This is a genomic window from Streptomyces sp. NPDC096310 (assembly GCF_044763125.1).
GTDB lineage: Bacteria > Actinomycetota > Actinomycetes > Streptomycetales > Streptomycetaceae > Streptomyces.
The window spans coordinates 368,476-389,224 of the sequence record NZ_JBIWFO010000001.1 but is presented as its reverse complement, the minus strand read 5'-3'; the positions used below and the strand labels follow the sequence as shown (position 1 = coordinate 389,224).

General features: G+C 70.3%; 18 protein-coding genes. 6 read left to right on the top strand and 12 right to left on the bottom strand.

Annotated features, from left to right (window positions below; translation table 11 throughout):
* Positions 1-79 precede the first annotated feature (79 nt).
* The 6 genes from ACIQ7D_RS01435 (at position 80) to pssA (ending at position 6,470) form a co-directional block, all read left to right on the top strand.
* The gene (locus tag ACIQ7D_RS01435; protein WP_403932176.1) at positions 80-2,092 is read left to right on the top strand and encodes a protein meaA; all 2,013 of its coding nucleotides are present in this window, start codon (positions 80-82) and stop codon (positions 2,090-2,092) included.
* Positions 2,089-3,075 carry an HpcH/HpaI aldolase/citrate lyase family protein gene (locus tag ACIQ7D_RS01430; protein WP_403932173.1) on the top strand — a complete coding sequence of 329 codons (987 nt, stop codon included), beginning with the start codon at positions 2,089-2,091 and terminating at the stop codon, positions 3,073-3,075. The genes ACIQ7D_RS01435 and ACIQ7D_RS01430 overlap by 4 nt, the downstream gene beginning before the upstream one ends.
* Before the next feature lie 3 nt (positions 3,076-3,078).
* Positions 3,079-3,585 carry a MaoC family dehydratase gene (locus ACIQ7D_RS01425; RefSeq protein WP_403932170.1) on the top strand — a complete coding sequence of 169 codons (507 nt, stop codon included), beginning with the start codon at positions 3,079-3,081 and terminating at the stop codon, positions 3,583-3,585.
* Between the two features lie 4 nt (positions 3,586-3,589).
* Positions 3,590-4,795 carry an acyl-CoA dehydrogenase family protein gene (locus tag ACIQ7D_RS01420; protein ID WP_403932168.1) on the top strand — a complete coding sequence of 402 codons (1,206 nt, stop codon included), beginning with the start codon at positions 3,590-3,592 and terminating at the stop codon, positions 4,793-4,795.
* Between the two features lie 180 nt (positions 4,796-4,975).
* On the top strand, positions 4,976-5,623 hold the full coding sequence (locus ACIQ7D_RS01415; protein WP_329827884.1) for a phosphatidylserine decarboxylase: 648 nt from the start codon (positions 4,976-4,978) through the stop codon (positions 5,621-5,623).
* Positions 5,616-6,470, top strand: a complete 855-nt coding sequence (pssA, locus tag ACIQ7D_RS01410; RefSeq protein ID WP_403933753.1) for a CDP-diacylglycerol--serine O-phosphatidyltransferase — start codon at positions 5,616-5,618, stop codon at positions 6,468-6,470. Before ACIQ7D_RS01415 ends, pssA begins: the two co-directional genes overlap by 8 nt.
* A 130-nt stretch (positions 6,471-6,600) precedes the next feature.
* On the opposite strand, the gene ACIQ7D_RS01405 is transcribed toward pssA, so the two are convergent.
* The 12 genes from ACIQ7D_RS01405 to ACIQ7D_RS01350 form a co-directional block, all read right to left on the bottom strand.
* A complete protein-coding gene (locus ACIQ7D_RS01405; RefSeq protein WP_403932165.1) occupies positions 6,601-7,770 on the bottom strand; it encodes a glycerate kinase in 1,170 nt (389 codons plus the stop codon).
* Between the two features lie 162 nt (positions 7,771-7,932).
* The gene (locus ACIQ7D_RS01400) at positions 7,933-8,937 is read right to left on the bottom strand and encodes an SMP-30/gluconolactonase/LRE family protein (protein WP_403932162.1); all 1,005 of its coding nucleotides are present in this window, start codon (positions 8,935-8,937) and stop codon (positions 7,933-7,935) included.
* 245 nt (positions 8,938-9,182) lie between these two features.
* Positions 9,183-11,387: an MMPL family transporter gene (locus ACIQ7D_RS01395; protein ID WP_403932160.1), complete on the bottom strand. Its 2,205-nt coding sequence runs from the start codon at positions 11,385-11,387 to the stop codon at positions 9,183-9,185.
* 253 nt (positions 11,388-11,640) lie between these two features.
* Positions 11,641-12,432, bottom strand: coding sequence for a TetR/AcrR family transcriptional regulator (locus ACIQ7D_RS01390; protein ID WP_403932158.1), 792 nt, complete (start codon positions 12,430-12,432; stop codon positions 11,641-11,643).
* Between the two features lie 54 nt (positions 12,433-12,486).
* Complete coding sequence (locus tag ACIQ7D_RS01385) at positions 12,487-13,254, bottom strand: DUF4097 family beta strand repeat-containing protein (protein ID WP_403932155.1); 768 nt, start codon at positions 13,252-13,254, stop codon at positions 12,487-12,489.
* Positions 13,255-13,572: 318 nt separating this feature from the next.
* The gene (locus ACIQ7D_RS01380; RefSeq protein ID WP_403932152.1) at positions 13,573-14,832 is read right to left on the bottom strand and encodes a hypothetical protein; all 1,260 of its coding nucleotides are present in this window, start codon (positions 14,830-14,832) and stop codon (positions 13,573-13,575) included.
* On the bottom strand, positions 14,825-16,201 hold the full coding sequence (locus tag ACIQ7D_RS01375; RefSeq protein WP_403932149.1) for an MFS transporter: 1,377 nt from the start codon (positions 16,199-16,201) through the stop codon (positions 14,825-14,827). The genes ACIQ7D_RS01380 and ACIQ7D_RS01375 overlap by 8 nt, the downstream gene beginning before the upstream one ends.
* Positions 16,202-16,430: 229 nt before the next feature.
* Complete coding sequence (locus ACIQ7D_RS01370; RefSeq protein ID WP_403932146.1) at positions 16,431-17,189, bottom strand: thioesterase II family protein; 759 nt, start codon at positions 17,187-17,189, stop codon at positions 16,431-16,433.
* Between the two features lie 31 nt (positions 17,190-17,220).
* Positions 17,221-18,291, bottom strand: coding sequence for an HAD-IIIC family phosphatase (locus tag ACIQ7D_RS01365; protein ID WP_403932143.1), 1,071 nt, complete (start codon positions 18,289-18,291; stop codon positions 17,221-17,223).
* Entirely contained in the window at positions 18,288-19,433 is a 1,146-nt protein-coding gene (locus ACIQ7D_RS01360; RefSeq protein WP_403932140.1) for an acyl-CoA dehydrogenase family protein, read from the bottom strand. Before ACIQ7D_RS01360 ends, ACIQ7D_RS01365 begins: the two co-directional genes overlap by 4 nt.
* A 12-nt stretch (positions 19,434-19,445) precedes the next feature.
* Positions 19,446-19,706, bottom strand: a complete 261-nt coding sequence (locus ACIQ7D_RS01355; RefSeq protein ID WP_403932138.1) for an acyl carrier protein — start codon at positions 19,704-19,706, stop codon at positions 19,446-19,448.
* A 112-nt stretch (positions 19,707-19,818) separates the two neighbouring features.
* A complete protein-coding gene (locus tag ACIQ7D_RS01350; RefSeq protein WP_403932136.1) occupies positions 19,819-20,691 on the bottom strand; it encodes a 3-hydroxyacyl-CoA dehydrogenase family protein in 873 nt (290 codons plus the stop codon).
* Between the last annotated feature and the right edge of the window lie 58 nt (positions 20,692-20,749).

The following is a 20,749-nucleotide window of genomic DNA, read 5'->3' as shown; positions in this document are numbered from 1 at the left end:
GCAAGCTCCGTAGGCCCCGTAAGCCCCGAAGGCCCCGCATACCCGAACTCCCGAACATCTGATTGTCTGAGGGTTCCATATGACCGACCGTCACAAGGACCGGCCCTGGCTCATGCGGACGTACGCCGGTCACTCGACCGCCGAGGCGTCCAACGAGCTGTACCGGCGCAATCTCGCCAAGGGCCAGACCGGCCTGTCCGTCGCCTTCGACCTGCCGACCCAGACCGGCTACGACCCGGACCACCTCCTCGCCCGCGGCGAGGTCGGCCGGGTCGGGGTGCCGGTCTCCCACCTCGGCGACATGCGCCGGCTCTTCCAGGACATCCCCCTGGAGCGCACCAACACCTCCATGACCATCAACGCCACGGCCATGTGGCTGCTGGCGCTCTACCAGGTGGTCGCGGAGGAGCAGGGCGCGGATCCCGCCAAGCTCCAGGGCACCACGCAGAACGACATCGTCAAGGAGTACCTGTCGCGCGGGACGTATGTCTTCCCGCCCGTGCCCAGTCTGCGGCTGACCACGGACATGATCACGTACACGGTGAACCACCTGCCGAGGTGGAACCCCATCAACATCTGCAGCTACCACCTCCAGGAGGCGGGGGCGACCCCCGTCCAGGAGATCGCGTACGCCATGTCCACCGCGATCGCCGTGCTCGACGCGGTCTTCGCCTCCGGCCGGATCCCCGAGGAGCGCCGGGGGGACGTCGTCGGACGGATCTCCTTCTTCGTCAACGCGGGCGTGCGCTTCGTCGAGGAGATGTGCAAGATGCGGGCCTTCTCCCGTATCTGGGACCGGATCACCCGGGAGCGGTACGGCATCGAGGACGCCGCGCGGCGCCGCTTCCGCTACGGCGTCCAGGTCAACTCGCTGGGGCTGACCGAGGCCCAGCCGGAGAACAACGTGCAGCGAATCGTCCTGGAGATGCTGGCCGTGACGCTCTCCAAGGACGCCCGCGCCCGCGCCGTCCAGCTTCCCGCCTGGAACGAGGCGCTGGGGCTGCCGCGCCCCTGGGACCAGCAGTGGTCGCTCCGTATCCAGCAGGTGCTGGCGCACGAGAGCGATCTGCTGGAGTACCCGGACCTCTTCGAGGGCTCGCATGTCGTCGAGGCCAGGGTCGCGGAGCTGACCGAGGGGGCCCTGGCGGAGATCGGCCGGATCGAGGAGATGGGCGGTGTGCTGGCGGCCGTCGAGTCCGGCTATCTCAAGTCGCGGCTGGTGTCCGCGCACGCGGAGCGCCGGGCGCGGATCGAGTCCGGCGAGGAGCGGATCGTCGGCGTCAACTGCTACGAGTCCACCGAACCCAGCCCGCTCACCGCCGATCTCGACACGGCGATCATGACGGTCGACCCGGCGAACGAGGCCCGGGTCGTGGCGGCGCTGGGCGCCTGGCGGGACGCGCGGGACGAGACCCGCGCCACCGACGCGCTGACCGCCCTCAAGAAGGCCGCCGCCTCCACCGCCAATCTGATGGAGGCGACCGTGGAGTGCGCCCGCGCCGGGGTGACGACCGGCGAGTGGTCCTGGGCGCTGCGTGACGTGTTCGGCGAGTTCCGCGCGCCCACGGGCGTGGGCGGGGCGCCGGTCGCGGTGACCGCCGAGCCGGGCACGCCGCTCGCCGCCGTACGGGAGAAGGTGGCCAGGACCGCGGCGGAGCTGGGCTCGGGGCGGCTGCGGCTGCTGGTCGGCAAGCCCGGTCTGGACGGGCACTCCAACGGGGCCGAGCAGATCGCCGTACGCGCCAGGGACGCCGGCTTCGAGGTGGTCTACCAGGGCATCAGGCTGACGCCCGAGCAGATCGTCGAGGCCGCGCTCGCCGAGGACGTGCACTGTGTGGGCCTGTCGATCCTGTCGGGCTCGCACGCCGCGCTCGTGCCCGATGTGCTCGGACGGCTGCGCCAGGCCGGCGCGGGCGATCTGCCGGTCGTCCTCGGCGGGATCATCCCCGGCGCCGACGCCGAGGCGCTGCGGGCGGCCGGAGTGGCCGCCGTCTTCACCCCGAAGGACTTCGGGATCACGGAGATCATCGGCCGTATCGTCGACGAGATCCGCACAGCGAACAAACTCGACCCCCTGGAGGTCTCCTCATGACCGCGCCCGCCACCCCCGAGAGCCCCGCCGGGAACCGGCCGCGTCCGCGCCGCTCCTGTCTCGCCGTACCGGGCTCCAACCCGCGCTTCCTGGAGAAGGCCCAGGGGCTCCCGGCCGACCAGGTCTTCCTCGACCTGGAGGACGCGTGCGCGCCGCTCGCCAAGGAGGGCGCGCGGCACACCATCGTCGACGCGCTCAACAAGGGCGACTGGACGGGCAAGACGCGCGTCGTACGCGTCAACGACTGGACGACACACTGGACGTACCGCGACGTCATCACGGTCGTGGAGGGCGCGGGGCAGAACCTCGACTGCCTGATGCTGCCGAAGGTGCAGGACGCGCAGCAGATCATCGCCCTGGATCTGCTGCTCACCCAGATCGAGCGGACGATGGGGTTCGAGGTCGGCCGGATCGGCATCGAGGCGCAGATCGAGAACGCCAAAGGGCTGGTGAACGTCGACGAGATCGCCGCCGCCTCCCCGCGTCTGGAGACGATCGTCTTCGGCCCCGCCGACTTCATGGCGTCGATCAGCATGAAGACGCTGGTGGTCGGGGAACAGCCGCCCGGCTATGGCGCGGACGCCTATCACTACATTCTGATGCGCATTCTGATGGCCGCTCGTACCCATGATCTCCAGGCGATCGACGGCCCGTACCTTCAGATCCGCGATGTGGACGGGTACCGCGAGGTGGCGCGCCGGGCGGCGGCGCTCGGTTACGACGGCAAGTGGGTGCTGCACCCGGGGCAGATCGAGGCGTCCAACGAGATCTTCTCGCCCTCGCAGGAGGACTACGACCACGCCGAGCTGATCCTGGACGCGTACGAGTGGCACACCTCGGCGGCGGGCGGCGCGAAGGGCTCGGCGATGCTCGGCGACGAGATGATCGACGAGGCCAGCCGGAAGATGGCGCTGGTGGTCTCGGGCAAGGGCCGGGCCGCGGGGATGCGGCGTACCACCAGCTTCGAAGCGCCGGAGGGCTGAGCGATGCGGTTCGGACGCACCTTCGAGGAGTTCGAGGTCGGCGCGGTCTACAAGCACTGGCCGGGCAAGACGGTCACGGAGTACGACGACCATCTGTTCTGCCTGCTCACCATGAACCACCATCCGCTGCATCTGGACAGCAATTACGCGGAGAACACGACGGACTTCGGGAAGAACGTCGTCGTGGGCAATTACGTCTACTCGCTGCTGCTGGGCATGTCGGTGCCGGACGTGTCGGGCAAGGCCATCGCCAATCTGGAGGTGGAGTCGCTGCGCCACGTGGCGCCCACCTTCCACGGCGACACGCTGTACGGCGAGACGCTGGTGCTGGACAGGACACCGTCGCGGTCCCGGAGCGACCGGGGCGTCGTGTATGTGGAGACCAAGGGCTACAAGCAGGACGGCACGGTCGTCTGCGTCTTCCGCCGCAAGGTGATGGTGCCGACCGCCACATATGTGAAGGAACGCGGCGGCGAACAGCCCGGCCGCCCCGAGCCGCAGGAGAAGTGACCCCATGAGCCGACTCGCCCAGACCGCCGATCTGACCGAGGTCCAGCGGGAGATCCTGGCCACCGTGCGGGACTTCGTCGACAAGGAGATCCTTCCGGTCGCCACCGAACTGGAGCACCGCGACGAATACCCCACCCGGATCGTCGAGGGCCTGCGGGAACTCGGGCTGTTCGGGCTGATGATCCCGGAGGAGTACGGCGGTCTCGGCGAGTCGCTGCTCACCTACGCGCTCTGCGTGGAGGAGATCGCCCGGGGGTGGATGTCCGTGTCGGGCATCATCAACACGCACTTCATCGTGGCGTACCTGCTCAAGCAGCACGGCACCCAGGAGCAGAAGGACACGTTCCTGCCCCGGATGGCCGAGGGCGCGGTGCGTGGCGCGTTCTCGATGTCGGAGCCGGGGCTGGGCTCCGATGTCTCCGCGATCACCTCGAAGGGGGTCAGGGACGGGGACACGTACGTGCTGAACGGCCAGAAGATGTGGCTGACCAACGGCGGCACGTCGAATCTGGTCGCGGTGTTGTGCCGGACGGACGAGGGCCACCCGGAGTCGACGCCTCCGCACCGGTCGATGACGACGTTCCTGGTGGAGAAGGAGCCCGGCTTCGGTGAGGTGCTGCCGGGGCTCACCGTCCCCGGGAAGATCGACAAGATGGGGTACAAGGGGGTCGACACCACCGAGCTGATCATGGACGGAGTACGCATTCCGGCCAATCGGGTCCTCGGCGGGACCACCGGCCGAGGGTTTTACCAAATGATGGACGGGGTGGAGGTGGGCCGGGTGAATGTCGCGGCGCGTGGTTGCGGCGTCGCACTGCGCGCCTTCGAGCTGGGCGTCTCGTATGCCCAGCAGCGTCATACTTTCGGCCGGCCCATCGCCCAGCACCAGGCCATCCAGTTCAAGCTGGCCGAGATGGCTACCAAAGTCGAGGCCGCCCATGCCATGATGGTCAACGCGGCACGCAAAAAGGACTCCGGGGAACGAAACGACCTGGAGGCAGGGATGGCGAAGTACCTCGCCTCCGAGTACTGCAAGGAAGTCGTCGAGGACGCCTTCCGGATCCACGGCGGTTACGGCTTCTCCAAGGAGTACGAGATCGAGCGCCTCTACCGCGAAGCACCGATGCTGCTGATCGGCGAGGGTACCGCCGAGATCCAGAAAATGATCATCGGTCGCCGGCTGCTGGAGGAGTACCGATTCCAGGGTTAATTATCGGCTTTGCACCGCTTTGGCGGCGAAGAAAGTCACACCCCGCAGTGCTCTGCCGCACGCTTCAAGCCGCCCGACTCGGGTGCTGGCTTGCTCAGTTGCGGCTTGTAACCAGTACCATCGCTGGAAAGCCGCCGTCCCCCGTTGCCAGCGCGGCATCATCCGCTACGAAGGTCATCCATGCCCCACAGCCAAACCTCTGCACCACGCGGCCGTGTCCGCATCGCTCGCGGAGCATCGCCGTGGCTTCTCCCGACCGTCGCCACCGCGGCGATCGGACTGGCCCGCGCGCGCAGCTCCAAGCGTGCGGCAGTCCTCGCTGTGCCCGCCACCGCGCTCGCGGCGGGCATGCTGTGGTTCTTCAGAGACCCGGAGCGCGAGATCACGCAGGGCCGGGTCATCTCCCCGGCCGACGGTGTGGTGCAGAGCATCATGCCCTGGAAGGACGGGCGTACGCGTGTCGCCATCTTCATGAGCCCGCTGAACGTCCATGTCAACCGCGCTCCCCTCGCGGGAACCGTGACGTCCGTGGAGCACATCCCCGGAGGGTTCGTCCCGGCGTTCAACAAGGAGAGCGAGAACAACGAGCGCGTCGTCTGGCACTTCGACACCGAGCTGGGTGACATCGAGATGGTGCAGATCGCCGGCGCGGTGGCCCGGCGCATCGTCCCGTACCTGCCCCAGGGGACCAAGGTGGAGCAGGGCGAGCGCATCGGCCTGATCCGCTTCGGCTCGCGCGTCGACATCTACCTTCCGGAAGGTGTCGAGGTCGCCGTCGAGGTCGGCCAGACCACGACCGCAGGGGTGACTCGAATTGACCGTGATTGATCCCGACACGCAAGCCGGGTGGGCCGCGGATGCCGAGGCCGAGGCGGAGGACGACGCCGAGGACATGCCGCTGTCGCTGCGGCTGTCGATAGCGGACACCCTCACGCTGGGCAACGCCACCTGCGGCTTCATGGCCGTGTACTTCACCACGACCGGCATCCTGATCCCGCACCTCACGGGCAGTGACGAGACCGGCATGGCGCGGCACTCCGCCGCGACCGCCGTGATCCTGATGCTCGCCGCGGCGATCTTCGACCTGTTCGACGGGCTCGTGGCGCGCAAGCTGCGCAGCTCGCCGATGGGCGCGGAGCTCGACAACCTCTCCGACCTGATCAGCTTCGGTCTCGCCCCGGCCTATTTCGTACTGGTGTACGGAATGGTCGCGGATGACGCGCATCAACGGGTCTCGGCGCTGGCCGCGGTGGTGGTGCTGCTGGCCGTCGTGCTACGGCTCGCGAGATTCTCCTGCGTGACGATGAAGGACGGCATGTTCCAGGGGATGCCGTCCCCCTTCGGCGCGCTGACGGTCGTCTCGATCGTCCTGCTGGAGCTGCCCTTCGTACCGACGACGCTCGCGATCGTCGGCGTGGCGTGGCTGATGGTGAGCCGCGTCGAGTACCCGAAGCCGCGGGGTGTCCTCGCGGTGGCCATGCTGAGCTGGATCGTGGCCGCGATGGGGCTGCTGGCGGCGTGGGCGTTCGACGCGCCCGGCGGTCAGCTTCTGCTCCAGACCGGCTGTGCGCTCCAGGTGGTGACGGGCGCGGTGATCCCGCTCTTCGCCACGGCCCGGCGCGTGAACACCTTCCGCGGCAACCGCCGCGAGGCGCGGGCGGCGCAGCTCCCGTAACAGCGCGCGACGGTATATGGAGAGGGGCCCGGGCGGACAGCCCGGGCCCCTCTCCGTATACCGGTCCGTAGGCCCGGTCCCGGATCTGTCCGCGGTACGGCCGTTCCCCGGCGGCTGAGCCGAGCTGAACTCAGCTCGGCTCGGCTCGGCTCAGGAAGTCGCGGGCGATGCCGGCCGCCAGGCGTTCCAGCAGCGGGCCCGCCTGGGCCATGCAGCGGGCCGGGTCGGGTTCGAGATGGGTGAGGGCGTAGGCGCGGCGGATGCCGGCCCTGCCCAGCGCCTCCGGCGGCAGGGTCAGCCGGCCGCAGACCGCGATCACCTCGATGCCCTGCGCACGGGCCGCCGCCGCGACGCCCGCGGGCGCCTTGCCGTGCAGGGTCTGCTCGTCGAGCGAGCCCTCCCCCGTGATCACCAGGGTGGCCCTGGCCAGGGCGGGGGCGAAGCCCAGGACGTCGAGCATCACCTCGATACCGGGGCGGAAGGCGGCGCCGAGGCCGACGAGCGCGCCGTAGCCGATGCCGCCCGCGGCGCCGGCGCCGGGCGAGAGCGCGAGCGCGGCGGCCCGCGGCCCCACGGCCGCCCCGAGGACGGTGGCGTAGTGGGCGAGGGCCGCGTCGAGGACGTCGACGTCCTCGGGGCCCGCCCCCTTCTGGGGTCCGTAGACGGCGGGGGCGCCCTGGGGTCCGGTCAGCGGGTTGTCGACATCGCTGGCGAGGACGATCTCCGTACCGGCGAGCCGGGGATCGAGGCCGGAGAGGTCGGCGGTGGCGAGGTCCCGCAGTCCGCCGCCGCCCGGGCCGACGGGCTTGCCGTCCGCGTCCAGGAAGCGCGCGCCGAGGGCCGCGAGCATCCCGGCGCCGCCGTCGGTGGTGGCGCTGCCGCCGACGCCGAAGACGATGGTCCGCGCGCCCGCGTCGAGCGCGGCGCGCAGCAGTTCGCCGGAGCCGTACGTCGTGGCGGTGAGGGGGGCGAAGACGCCCTCGGGGAGGTGCTGGAGGCCCGACGCCTCGGCCATCTCCAGGACGGCCGTGCCGTCCCGCAGGGCGTAGGCGGCGGTGACCGGGTCGCCCAGGGGGCCGGTCACGCGGGTCTCGTGGCGCTCGAAACCGGCCGCCACGGCCGCCGCGACCGTACCGTCGCCGCCGTCCGCCACGGGCAGGGTCTCCACCGCCACCTCGGGAGCGACCTGCCGGAGTCCCGCCGTCACCCGCTCGGCGACCTGCGTCGCCGTGAGCGATCCTTTGAACTTGTCCGCCGCGATCAGTACCCGCGCGGGCTTGGACACCGGTCCGTCCGTCACTGTGCATCCCTTACGTTCGAACAGGCAGTCGCGCCGGTCCGACCTTATCCGTACGGGTGGCTCCTGCCCAGAAGCGGTGGCGCCGACCGGGAAAGGGCGGTGGCCGCGACCGGGTCCGCCGCCCGTTCGCCGCCACCGCCCTCGGGGGTGGGTTTCACCGTCCTAGGATGGTGTCCCCGCGTTCATCCGCCATCTGGTCGCGGCCGCCGCCACCTCGTGCTCGGACCTGACGCGCAGGCAGGCGCCGGGGTTGCCGATGGCCGGGGCGCCGGTCACCGCGACGACGAGGGAGTAGAGCGTGGACGACGCGGTGATGAAGAGCCGGTTGTTCCTGGGGCCGCCGAAGCACATGTTGGAGATGCCCACCGGGAAGACGATCCGCCCGATCAGCGTGGTGTCGGGGTCGTAGCAGTGCATGCCACCGGCGCCGGCGGCCACCCAGACGCGGCCCTCGTCGTCGAAGCCGATGCTGTCGAACTGGCTGTCCGTGAGCGGCGCCTCGGCGAAGACGGTGCCGTCCGAGAGCTTCTGGCCGTCGTACACGTCGTAGGCGCGGATCTGGCCGGCGAGGGTGTCGGCGATGAGCAACTGCCGCTCGTCCGGGGAGAAGCTCAGACCGTTCGGGGCGCCGAAGCCGTCGGCCATGACACGGACCCGGCCGGTCCCGGGGTCCACCCGGTAGACGTTGCTGGCGCCGATCTCGCTCTCGCCGCGGTGTCCCTCGTAGTCGCTGATGATGCCGAAGATCGGGTCGGTGAACCAGATCGAGCCGTCGGAGTGCACGACCACGTCGTTCGGGCTGTTGAACCTCTTGCCCCGGTAGCGGTCGGCGATCACGGTGATCGAACCGTCGTACTCGGTACGGGTGATGCGCCGGTTGCCCTGCTCGCAGGTGATCAACCGGCCCTCACGGTCGAGGGCGTTGCCGTTGCTGTTGCCCGCGCCGGTCCTGAACTCCCCGACGGCGCCGGTCGCTTCGTCCCAGCGCAGCATGCGGTCGTTGGGGATGTCGCTGAAGATCACCTGACGCCAGGCGGGGACGTACACGGGGCCCTCGCACCAGCGCGAGCCGTCGAAGAGCAGTTCCAGGCGCCGGTCCCCGTTGGCAGGGATACGGAACCTCTCGTCCAGGATCTCGTAAATGCCCGAGCGCGGTTCTAATGACATGCTCTCTCCCATTCAGGGTCTATATCAAGCCTCATTCAGACTTAGGCAGATTTACAGGGTTGCCTGTGATACCCACAAGGGTTGCCAGGAAATCTCCACAAACGAAACCTTCACAACCGAAATGCCCTAGGGTACTTGGGGCCTGCGCCCTCCGGTACGGACAGCGGAAGGCCCGGCCGCGACGGAGGTCGCGGCCGGGCCGGTGGGGGGTCGACAAGGGCCTTACGCGGCCCGGTTCGGTGAGGTCAGCGGACGGCGGTCAGCAGGCTCCGGTCCTCCTGGGGCTCGATCCTGTCCAGCTTGGCGCCCTCGATGTCCAGGTCGGGCAGGAGCCGGTCGAGCCAGCGGGGCAGCCACCAGGCGCCCTTGCCGACCAGTGCGAGGACGGCCGGCACCAGCGTCATCCGGACGAGGAACGCGTCGACCATGATGCCGACGGCGAGACCGAAGGCGATCGGCTTGAGCGTGAGGTCCTCGGCGGTCACGAAGCTCGCGAACACCGCGAACATGATCAGCGCCGCGGCGGTGACGACCCGCGAGGCGTGCCGCGAACCCGCGATCACCGACTCCTGGTGCCTGCCGGTGTGGACGAAGTCCTCCCGCATCCGGGAGACGAGGAAGACCTCGTAGTCCATCGCCAGTCCGAAGAGCACCGCGATCAGGATGATCGGCATGAAGCTGAACACCGGCCCGGCGGTCGGCACACCGATCAGACCGGCGAGCCAGCCCCACTGGAAGACGGCGACGACCGCGCCGAACGCCGCGCCGACCGAGAGCAGGAACCCGAAGGCCGCCTTGACCGGGACCACGATCGAGCGGAAGACCAGCAGCAGGAGGACGAGCGCCAGTCCGACCACGATCGACGCGAACGGCAGCAGGGAGGCGCTGAGCTTGTCGGAGACGTCGATCGCCGCGGCGGTCGAGCCGGTGACCAGGATCTCGGCGTCCGCCTTCGCGGCCAGTTCCGGTGTCTCGGCGCGGATGTCGCGGACCAGTCGCTCCGTACGCTCGTCACGCGGCCCGGCCTTCGGGACCACGGTGAGGACCGCCGTGGTGCCGTCCTCGCTGACCTGGGGCGCGCCGATGGAGACGACCTCGGGCAGGTCCAGCCGCCCCAGTCCGGCCGCCACCTCGGCGGCGGCGGGCGCCGGGTCGCCGTCCGCGCTCCGGACGAGGACGAGCAGCCGCCCGTTGCGCCCGGGGCCGAAGGCGTCGGAGATCAGGTCGTACGCCTTGCGCTGGGTGGACTCGGGGGCGGCGGTGCCGTTGTCGGGCATGGCCAGGGCGAGCTGGGAGGCCGGGACCGCGACGGCGCCCAGCGCGATGACGACGGCGAGCACGGTGGCGAGCGGCCTGCGGGTGACCAGCCGGGCCCAGCGCTCACCGCCGGACGGGCGCCGGCCGCCGTCCGTGGCGCGCTCACGGCGCTCGGCCCGCGAGCCGGGCTTGGGGCGCAGCCGCGTCCCGGCGAAGCCCAGCAGGGCCGGCAGCAGGGTGATCGCGACCGCCACCGCCATCAGTACGGTGCCGGCGGCGGCCAGTCCCATGACGCTCAGGAACGGGATGCCGACGACGGAGAGCCCGGAGAGCGCGATGATCACGGTCAGCCCGGCGAAGACCACGGCGCTGCCCGCGGTGCCGGTGGCCCGGGCGGCGGACTCCTCCGCGTCCATGCCGTTCGCCAACTGGGTACGGTGGCGGGAGAGAATGAGCAGGGCGTAGTCGATGCCCACCGCGAGCCCGACCATCAGCGCCAGGCTCGGCGCGGTGGAGGAGACGGTGGCGATGTTGGACACCAGCAGCAGTCCGACGAGCCCGATGGCCAGCCCGATCAGCGCGGTGAGCAGCGGCAGCCCGGCGGCCAGCAGGGAGCCGAAGGTGAGGATGAGGACGATGATCGCCACACCGAGGCCGATCACCTCACCGATGCCGACGGCCAGCCCGGCGGTGCTGTAGATCGTGCCGCCGACCTCGGCCTGGAGGCCGCTGGAGCGCGCCGAACCGGCGATCTTCTCCAGGGCGGTGACGCTGGAGTCCTCCAGGGCGTCGCGCTTGATCGGGTAGAGGACCTGGGCGAGCGCCGTGCGCTGGTCCTCGGAGACGGACTTCGCCTCGAAGGGGTCGACGGCGGTCTCGACCTGGGGGGCCTTCGCGGCCTCCCGTACGGTCTTCTGGATGACGGCCCGGAAGGCCGGGTCGTTGACGGTGGATCCCTCGGGGGCGACGAAGACGAGTTGCGCCGTGACACCGGTGGCGGCGGGCTGCGTCTTCTCCAGTACGTCGATGCCCTTCTGCGACTGGGAGCCCGGGATGGTGGCCTCGCTGTCGAGATGCGAGCCGAAGGTGGCTAAGCCGCCGATCGTCAGCGCGATCAGGAGGAGCCAGCCGATGAGGAATCCGCCTCGGTGACGGAACGCCGTCCGGCCGAGCGAGTAGAGCAGGGTGGCCATCGAAATGTTCCTTCAGCCGTTGGGATGTTCGGAAGGGTCGGTGGGTGAGGAAGGCCCCGTGGACGGGGTGTGCGGGTCGTGCGGGGCTTCGGGGGTGTGCGGGTCGATCAGGGCGGTCAGGACCGCGGCGAGCGCCTCTTCGACGGTGTCGGCGCCGATCGCCTCCGGATCGGCGATGCACTCGTTCGACAGGCCGTTGCACAGGCAGTGCGGGATCAGGGCCGCGAGGGTCTTTCGTTTGGGTCCGGCTGGATCAGGGAGCGGGGTCTGGTGCCGTGGATCGCAAGGCGGAGGAGGGAGGCGACGCGGGAGCGGATGGGGTCTCCCCTGGTCGAGCGAAGCCGAGACCTTGGGGATGAGTGACGACAACGCGGCGAGGCGCGGTGCCAGGGCACGCGAGCCCAGCCGGACCCGAACGAGAGGCCCTGAGTTCGGGCCGGACGGCAGGACGGGCGCCGGTGCGTTCGGCGACGGCGGCGATCGACCGGGCCGCGGTGGCGCGCTGGGCCCGGCGCAGCGGGGTCAGGATGGCCCTGGTCCGCTCGTCCCGGGCGGCGCGGGCCGCGAACTCCAGCCCGAGCTGGCCGCGTTCGGCGTCGCCCACGATGCGGTGCGCGACCGTACGGGCGGCCAGACGGACCGCCTCGGCCGGCTGGTCGGTGTCGCCGAGCCCTTTCATGACGGCGGCGAACTCGCTGTCGGCGCCGTCGCCGAGGATGGCGCCGAACAGCTCCCGCTTGCCGGCGAAGTTCGAGTAGACGGCGCCCTTGGTGAAGCCGGCGGCGTTGGCGATGTCCTCCAGCCGGCTGTCGTCGTAACCGAGTTCGGCGAAGGAGCGCGCGGCGGCCGTCAGCAGCCGGCGGCGTACCTCGTCCCGCGGGACGCGCGGGACGGGGCCGTCGTGCCGGTCGGGGTGGGAGGAGGCGGTGGGCGAAGGGGCGGTGGGGTCCGATGCGGCGGAGTGCTCGGGGGCGCCGGGATACCCGGGGTATTCGATACCCGGAGTACCGTGCCGCGGTGTGACACCGCTGGACGGGGAACGCATGGTGGATTTCCCTGGTGTGAGGGACCGCTGTCCTGGCCTGGTGCGGAGGGGTTCTCAGCCGGCGGTGCGCAGAGTGATCCCGCCGTTCTCGGTGGTGGCCGTGATCGCGTGCGCGCTGCCCGCGTCGCTCGGCAGGTCGACGTCCACCTTGCCGTTGTCGGTCTTGGTGGTGACCTTGTACGTGCCGTCCGGGACCTCGACCGTCACACCGCCGTTGTTTGTCTTCACACCCACCTGGTCGGGGACGCCGGCGAAGGCGAGATGCACCTTCCCGTTGTCCGAACCGGCCTCGACGCGGGGCGACTTGAGGCCGGTGGCCCGTACCTCGCCGCTGCCGCTGCGTACGGTGAGGGCGCCGGAGACGCCGTCGACGGTGACCGCCCCGTTGTCCGAGGTGATGTCCAGGTCGGTGGTGAACCCCGACGCGGTCGTCCTGCCGTTGTCGCCCTCGACGGTGAGCGCGGTCTTCCGCGGTACGAGCACCTCGTACCGCGCGCTGCAGTCGCTGATGACGGATCCGCAGTCGGTGGTCAGGCTGAGCTTGTCGCCGGTGAGCTTCCAGGACGCCTTCGGCTTGTCGCCGACGGCGGACCAGCCGGAGAACCAGCGGGTGACCTCGACCTCGTCGACGTCGGCGGGCTTGACCGTGAGGTCGCCGTTGCTCCGGGCGATGGTGAGCTGGTCCCCGACCGGTCCGAAGGAGCGCTTCTCGGGGGTGTTCTCGTCGCCCGTCGACTCACCGCATCCGGTGACGGCCACCAGTGCGAGCAGCGCGCCGCCGGCCAGGATCGAGGTGCGGGAGATGCGGTTGAGCGTGGCCACGGGGTGCCTCCGAAGTCTGGGGTCGTACCGACCGGGTGGACTGATGACGCTACGGAGGAATCGACGTGCCATCGATCCGGTCCGCCCCCTAGATTCTGGGGGGCTACCCCCCGGTCCCGCCGTACGGTCCGCCTCCCCCGGGTGCGTTCGGGCAGCGACAAGCGTCAAACCGGCAACGGCTCTGCGCGGAAAGGGCGTTGTTCGAGTTCAGGAACGCGTACGAGCCCGGTCGGGAGCGTCCCCGACCGGGCTCGTGCCTCGTTCTCGTGCGGCGTCCGCGTGCCTTGTTCCCGTCCGGCGTCCGCGCGCCTTCCCCGGCTATTCCTTGAGCAGTTGGCGCCACCCCTCGGCGCTCAGGGCGTGCGCGGGGGCCCCGGTGCCCGCCACCCGTTGCCAGAGCCGCGGAGCGACCAGCAGGAGGGCGCTGACGGCGCCCAGCGGCAGGGCGACGGCCGGATCGGAGCGGATCGGCAGCAGTTCCTCCTTGCTGCCCGCGTACCAGCCCCTGCGGGTCACCGCACGCGCCAGCTCCCGCAGGACGGCCCAGCGGCCCCGGCCCACCTCCACATGGCGTACGAGGGCCATCAGGAGCATATGGCTGCGCACCCCGGCGCGGGGCGGCGGCAGCGGTCCGGTCCGCTCGCCGAGGGAGACCGCCAGCCAGCGCCCTACCAGCTCGGCGCCGGCCAGTTCGGCGTTGACGGGTTCGACCAGGCGCGGGTTGACGTCGATGTAGTGGACGAGGCCGAAGTCCTCGTCGAGGACCGCGTCCAGGGACATCGGGCCGTGCCAGCCCAGCGCCGCGCCGAGCTGGGTGAGGTGCGGGGTGATGTCCGGCAGGACGATCGACTCCTTCGCCGAGGAGCTGCCCTGCACGCCCTCGCGCCGCCGCAGGACGGTGTGCACCCCGACCAGGGCGCCCTGGTCGAACACGGCCTGGACCATCACGACGGGGCCCGCCAGGGACCGCTGCACCAGCACCTCGCCGCCGGTGGCGAAGGTGTCCCGTACGGCGGGCTCGGCGGCGATCCTGGCGAGGGCGGCGGCGTCCTCGGCCCGCCACACCCCCCGGCTCGACGTGGCCACCGGCAGTTTGACGTAGGCGGGCAGGGCGTCGCTCCGCGCGAGCAGCGCGTCCTCGTCGCCGACCAGCGCGGTGTCGGGCTGCGGGAGCCCCAGCTCCTCGAAGAGCCGGATACAGGCGGCCTTGTCCTGGACCTTGCGTACGGCGGCGAAGTCGGGCACGGCCAGCCCGGTGACGAGCCGGCCGAACTCCTCGCGGTGCCGGGAGAGCGCCACGAGCTGTTCGTGGGTGGGTAACAGGATGTCGTACGCGTGGTGCGCCAGGACCTCGCGCAGCGCGTCGAGGTAGACCAGCGGGTCGTCCGCGAACCTCGGGCTCCGGTGGCGGCGTTTCACCCATCGCGAGAGCGCGGTGAAGGAGATTCCGCCGCTGTCCATGACGCCCACCTCGTGTCCGCCGCGGCCCAGGACGGTGAGCACCTCCCGGGCCGAGGCGCTGGACACCTCGGTGAGCAGCACGCGGTAGCGACGGGCGTCCGCCTCGGGGTCAGCCATGAGTCATCTCCTTCTGTCGCCGTTCCCTTCCCTTACCCGCCACGGAACCGAGACCCAGGGCCAGCGCGCCCGCCAGGAAGAACACCAGGATGGACAGCCAGGCGACGCGGTAGCTGCCCGTCCACTGGAGTACGAAGCCGAAGGCGGCCGGGCCCAGGAAGGCCAGGCACCGGTTGACCGTCTCGAAGATTCCGAAGTACTCCGCCGCGCGTTCCCGGGGCACCAGGCTGACGAAGACCGAACGCGACAGCGCGTACGTCCCGCCGACCACGAACCCCGCGCCGACGCAGAGCGTGGTGAACGCGGCGGCCGACCGTTCGGGGATGGTGGCGCCCGCGACCACCGCCGCGAACCACACCACCACGAACCCCAGCAGGACGGTCCGGCCGCCGAACCGCTCCGCGAGCCGCCCGCCCACGATCGCGCCCACGAAGGCCACGAACTGGACCGCCAGCACCGCGGTGACCACGTCGTCCTGCTTCAGTCCCAGCTCCTCCACGGCGAAGGTGCCCACCAGTGAGGTGACGCTCTGCATGCCGTTGTTGTAGAGCAGGAACGCCACCAGGAACCAGATCGCGCCGGGGTAGGAGCGCATCTGCCGTACCGCCGCGAACAGGGCGCGGTAGGTGCCCGCCCGGCCCGACGGTCCCACGGTGTCCGCCGTCGGCGCCGGGGGCGCGCCGTAGCCGCGCAGCAGCCGTACGGACACGGCGCCGAAGACCAGCCACCACACGCCGGCGCCCAGCATGATGAGGCGTACGGCCTCGTTCTCCGTCATCCCCCACGTCTCGTGGCGGGCGTACACCAGCAGGGCGGCCATCAGGACGACGCCGCCGCAGAGGAATCCGGTGGCGGACGCCTGGGTGGAGGTGCGGTCGCGGCGCTCCGGCGGCGCGAGGGCCGGCAGATAGGTGTTGCAGACCGTGTTCGCGGCGCCCAGCGCCATGGTGGCCACCGCGAAAAGCGTTCCGCCGAGCAGGTAGTCCGTGTCGCCGATGGTGTACATGCCCATTCCGGCGCCGGCGCCGCAGAAGCCCAGGGTGCCGAGCAGGACGCCCTTGTCGAATCGCTCGGTCAGGGCGGCGGCCGTCGGCAGCACGAAGATCTGAAGAAGGACGGACAGTCCCACCAGAAAGGGGAAGAAGGAGCTGGCCAGCACCGGAATGCCCAGGGGGTGGAGATATCCTTCGCCATCGGCCGCCCGCTCGCACACATCGGTGATGAACGGGCCGAAGAAGATCGAGATCACGGTGGTGGCGAACACCGAATTGGCGCCGTCATAGCAATACCAGCCCACGCGCCCGCGGCGTCCTGAGCGCCAGACGGCTTCACCGTCCTCTGCCACGCGTGTTTGCTGTGGAGCGGCCATGGGGGGTCCTCCGAGTTTCGAGAAGTGCCGTTCCGGACTTCTCAAATTACGGAGGGTCGACTGGTTCACCGATCCGGCTCGCCCCCGAATTGTTGGTGGGGATAACCCCCGGTCACGATAGGCTCTTTTATTGGGCTAAGCCATCGGAGATGTACGGACTTGGAGTACATTTCTGGCCACATGGGCATGCCCCCGACAGGCGGCCGGGGGCACATGGTACGACACCCTGTCAGGCGAGTAGCGATTTCGCCATTCTTTGGAGCAATACATTCGCGGTGTCATGGAGGAAGAAGTGGCCCCCCGGAAATAGCCGAATGTCGAACTCGGCGGTGGTGAGGCTTTCCCAGGCGCGCAGCTCCGCATCCTCGGCCCTCGGGTCGTCCCGCCCGCCGAAGACGGTCAGCGGGAGGTCGAGCGGCGGTTCCTCGCGGTACACGTACGTCTCGTTGACCGCGAAGTCGGCGCGCAGCAGGGGCAGCAGCGCCGCCATGAGGGATTCCTCGCGCAGGACCTCCGGCGGGGTACCGCCCAGGGCGGCGACCTCGTCGAGCAGGTCGCCGTCGGGCAGGTCCCGCAACTGTTTCCGGCCGTCCGGGAGATGGGGCGCGGCGCGGCCGGAGACGAAGAGGTGTACGGGAGGTTCCGCGCCGGCCCGGCGCAGCCGCCGGGCCAGCTCGAAGGCGACGAGCGCGCCGACGCTGTGGCCGTACAGGGCGTACACCCCGGTGAACTGGGTGCGCAGCGCCTCGGTCAGGCCGTCGAGGAGCGTGTCGAGGCGGTCGTACGGTGTCTCCCTGAACCGCTCCGCCCGGCCGGGCGGCTGCACCGGACAGACGGTCGTCCCGGTGGGTGCGAGCCCGCGCCAGGGGGCGAAACTCGCGGCGCCCGCACCGGCGTTGGGGAAGCAGAAGAGCCGTGGTCCGGAGGGCGGCGCCGCGCCGAAGGGCAGCCAGGCCCGGGCGGCCGACTGCGTGGTGGTCGGGTTCATGGCCGGTTACGGCTCCTCGCTGTCATGGCGCTCACCGTACGGTGACGGTCAGATATCCGGGCGGCGGCTGGATGCGCTCCAGATCGGACTGGAGGAGCACCCGGTTGCCGTCGCGCTCGGCCTCGTGGAAGCCGGCGAACGCGTAGGTGACGTACATGACCCGGTTGCGGCCGGTCTCGACGAAGTCCGCGCGCAGGACGGCGCCGTCCTCCTTGGCCAGCGACATCACATGGTTGAGCAGGACCGTGCCGACGCCGCGGGCCATCACCCGGCACGACATCAGCATCATGTGCAGATGCCAGGCGGGCCTGGCCCGCTCCACGAGGGCGAGTCCGATCTTGCCGTAGCTGCCGTAGCGGTCGGTCAGTTCGGCGACGAGCAGGAGATGGTCCGGGTCCTGGCGCAGGTGGTCGAGTTCGTCGTACGAGTAGGTGCGGCCGGTGGAGTTGAGCTGGTTGGTGCGTACGGTCAGTTCCTCCGCGCGCTGAAGGTCCTCGCGCTGGGCCTCGGAGATGGTGAAGCGCATGCCGAGCGTGGCGAGGAACTCCTCGCTGGTGCCGGTGTACTCCTCCTCCACCCGGTCGCGGTCGACGGCGCTGCGGTACATCTCGCGGCGCTTGCGGGACTCGTCGGTGACGAACTTCGGCCGGAACTCCGGGGTGCGCAGGGTCCCGGCGAGTCCGTCGACGTCCACGGTGAGGACGGCGGGCAGGTTGTGCTCCACCTCGGCGCGCTCGAAGGGCTGGTCGTCGACGAACGCGACGGCGTCCAGGCCGATGTTGATGGACTTGGCGATCTGCTCCACGGAGCCGGACTTGGGGTTCCAGTTGATCTGGGGGTAGAGGAAGTACTCGGTCAGGTTCTCCTCCTCCAGGCGGCGCATGGCGGCGTCGTGGTCGTTGCGGCTGGCGATGGAGTGCAGGATGCCCAGTTCGTCGAGGCGGCGGATCTCGGCGACGACCTCGGGCCTGACGGTGACCCCGCCGTCCTCCAGGAGGACGCCGTCCCACAGGGTGTTGTCCAGGTCCCACACCACACACTTGATCCTGCCGCGCCCCGGCTCGATGCCGGTGTCGTTCGGTACGGTCCGGCCGGCGTTCACCGTGCCACCTCCCGGTAGGCCTCGCCCGCAATGGTGATCTGCTGCAACTCGGTCGACCCTTCGATGACTTCGGCGACCTTGGAGTCGCGGAAGAGCCGCGCGGCCGGGTGGTCGGCGGTGAAGCCGTTGGCCCCGTGGATCTGTACGGCGTCGCTCGCGGCGGCGGTCGCCGCGGTGGAGGCGTGGTACTTGGCCACCCAGGTCGCCATGATGGTGGCGGGGTCGTCGGCGTCCTTGAGGCGGCCCGCCTCGGCGCAGAGCAGCCTCGCCGCCCGGACACCGACCACCATGTCGCTGATCTTCCGCCGGATGAGCTGGAGTTCGGAGAGCTGCCCGTCGCGGACCCGGCGTCCCGAGGTGTAGGCGACGCAGGCGTCCAGGCAGGCCTGGACGATGCCCACGCAGCCGCAGGCCACGCTGTAGCGGCCGAGGTCGAGGGCGCCGGTCATCACCGTGCCGGCCGCCCAGCCGGGCGGGCCGATCAGCGCGTCGGGGCCGACGCGCACGTCCCGCAGCGCGATGCTCGCGAGCATGCCGGCGCGGGTGCCCATCACGCCCCGGATGGGGGTGATCTCCACGCCGGGGGCCCGGGCGTCCACCAGGAAGGCGCTCATCCCGGTCTCCGTCTGCCCGAACACCAGCAGCAGGCCGGCGGCCTGCCCGGCCGTCATCCATTTCTTCTCGCCGTTGATGACCCAGCCGGATCCGGCGGGGGTGGCCACGGTGCCGGGCGCGGCGGCGTCGCTGCCGCTGCCCGGCTCGGTGAGGCAGAAGGCGCCGAGGATCTCCCCGGTGGCGAGCCCGGGCAGCCAGCGCCCGCGCTGGGCGTCGCTGCCCCAGCGCTGCACCGTCCAGGTGACCATGGTGTGCACGGTCAGGAAGGAGCGGACCGAGGAGCAGCCCCGGCCGATCTCCTCGTGGAGCCGGCCCAGGGCGCTCCACGATGTGCCGCTGCCGCCCGCGGCGGGCGGCAGGAACGGGGCCCACAGGCCCAGTTCGCCCATCCGGGCCATCAGCGGGGCCGGCAGGCGCTCGTCCTGGTCCCAGGTGTCGGCGTACGGGACGATCTCGGTGTCGACGAAGGCGCGGACCTCTTCGGGGCTCGCCAGGGTCGCACCGGTGGCGGTGAGGGGGACGGTCATGGTCTCCCCCCTTCAGCCGGCCGAGATCCGGGCATCGCCGGAGACCCGTGCCACCAGCGCGGCCATGGAGTCGAGGGTACGGAAGTTGTCGATCCGCAGCTCCTCGTTGGGCACCCGGACGCCGAAGGTCTTCTCGACGAACATGACCAGTTCCATGGCGAAGAGCGAGTTGACGAATCCGAGGGCGAAGATGTCCTCGTCGTCCTTGAGGGAGATCTGCGGGAACTTGGCGGAGATGAACGCGCGGATCGGGGTGCGTGCGTCGTCGGACATGATCAGTGGACTCCTCGGTCGGCCGTGGGTACGGGTGTGTCGGCGGTGCTGTGGTGGGTGACGGCGGGGACGGTGGCGGCAGGGGCGCCCCCGCCGCTGGGGCCGGTGGCTCTCATGTGCGGGCGGGCGCCGTGGCGCCGGCCGGGCCGTACCGGTAGAAGCCCTCGCCGGACTTCCGGCCGTGCAGCCCCGCGTCGGTCATCTTCTTGAGCAGCGGGCAGGGCCGGTACTTGCTGTCCGCGAAGTGTTCGTACAGCACCTCGATGCTGTAGAGGATCGTGTCCACGCCGATGAGGTCGGCGGTCTCCAGCGGTCCCATCGGGTGTCCGAAGCAGCTCCGGAACACCTCGTCGACGGTCTCGGCGGTGGCCACGTTCTCGTAGACCAAACAGGCGGCCTCGTTCACGGTGAGCATGAGTACCCGGTTGGAGACGAAGCCGCAGGCGTCGTTGACAGGGATCGCCTTCTTGCCCATGGACATGAGGAGTTCGCGTACGGTCTCCAGGGCCTCCGGCGAGGTGTGGTGGCCGGGGATCAGCTCGACGGCGGGCTTCATCGGCACGGGGTTCATGAAGTGCACGCCGACGAACTGCCGGGGGCGCCCGGTGAGCGAGGCCAGCCGGGTGATGGGGATCGCCGAGGTGTTGGCGACGAACACGGCGTCGGGCCGGACCAGCGGGTCCATCTCCTGGTAGAGGGAGCGCTTCAGCTCCCAGTTCTCGGTGATGTTCTCGATGACGATCTCGGCGTCGGTGAGGAGCGAGAGTTCGGTGCCGCCCTCGATCCGCTTCAGCACCTCGTCCGCGTCGATCTCGGGCCCGCCCAGCAGCCGGCTCATCCGGCAGTTGGTCTCGACGGTGCTCAGCGCCTGCTCGACGGCGTCGGGGCTGGTGTCCACCAGTGCGACGGTGTGGCCGGAGTGGGCCAGGTTCTGTGCCACCCCGGCGCCCATGACTCCGGCGCCGACGACTCCCACGTGTGTCACGGGGTGCTCCTTCTCTCGTTGTCGCTTTCGTTGCGTGGCTTGCGTGGCTTGCGTGGCT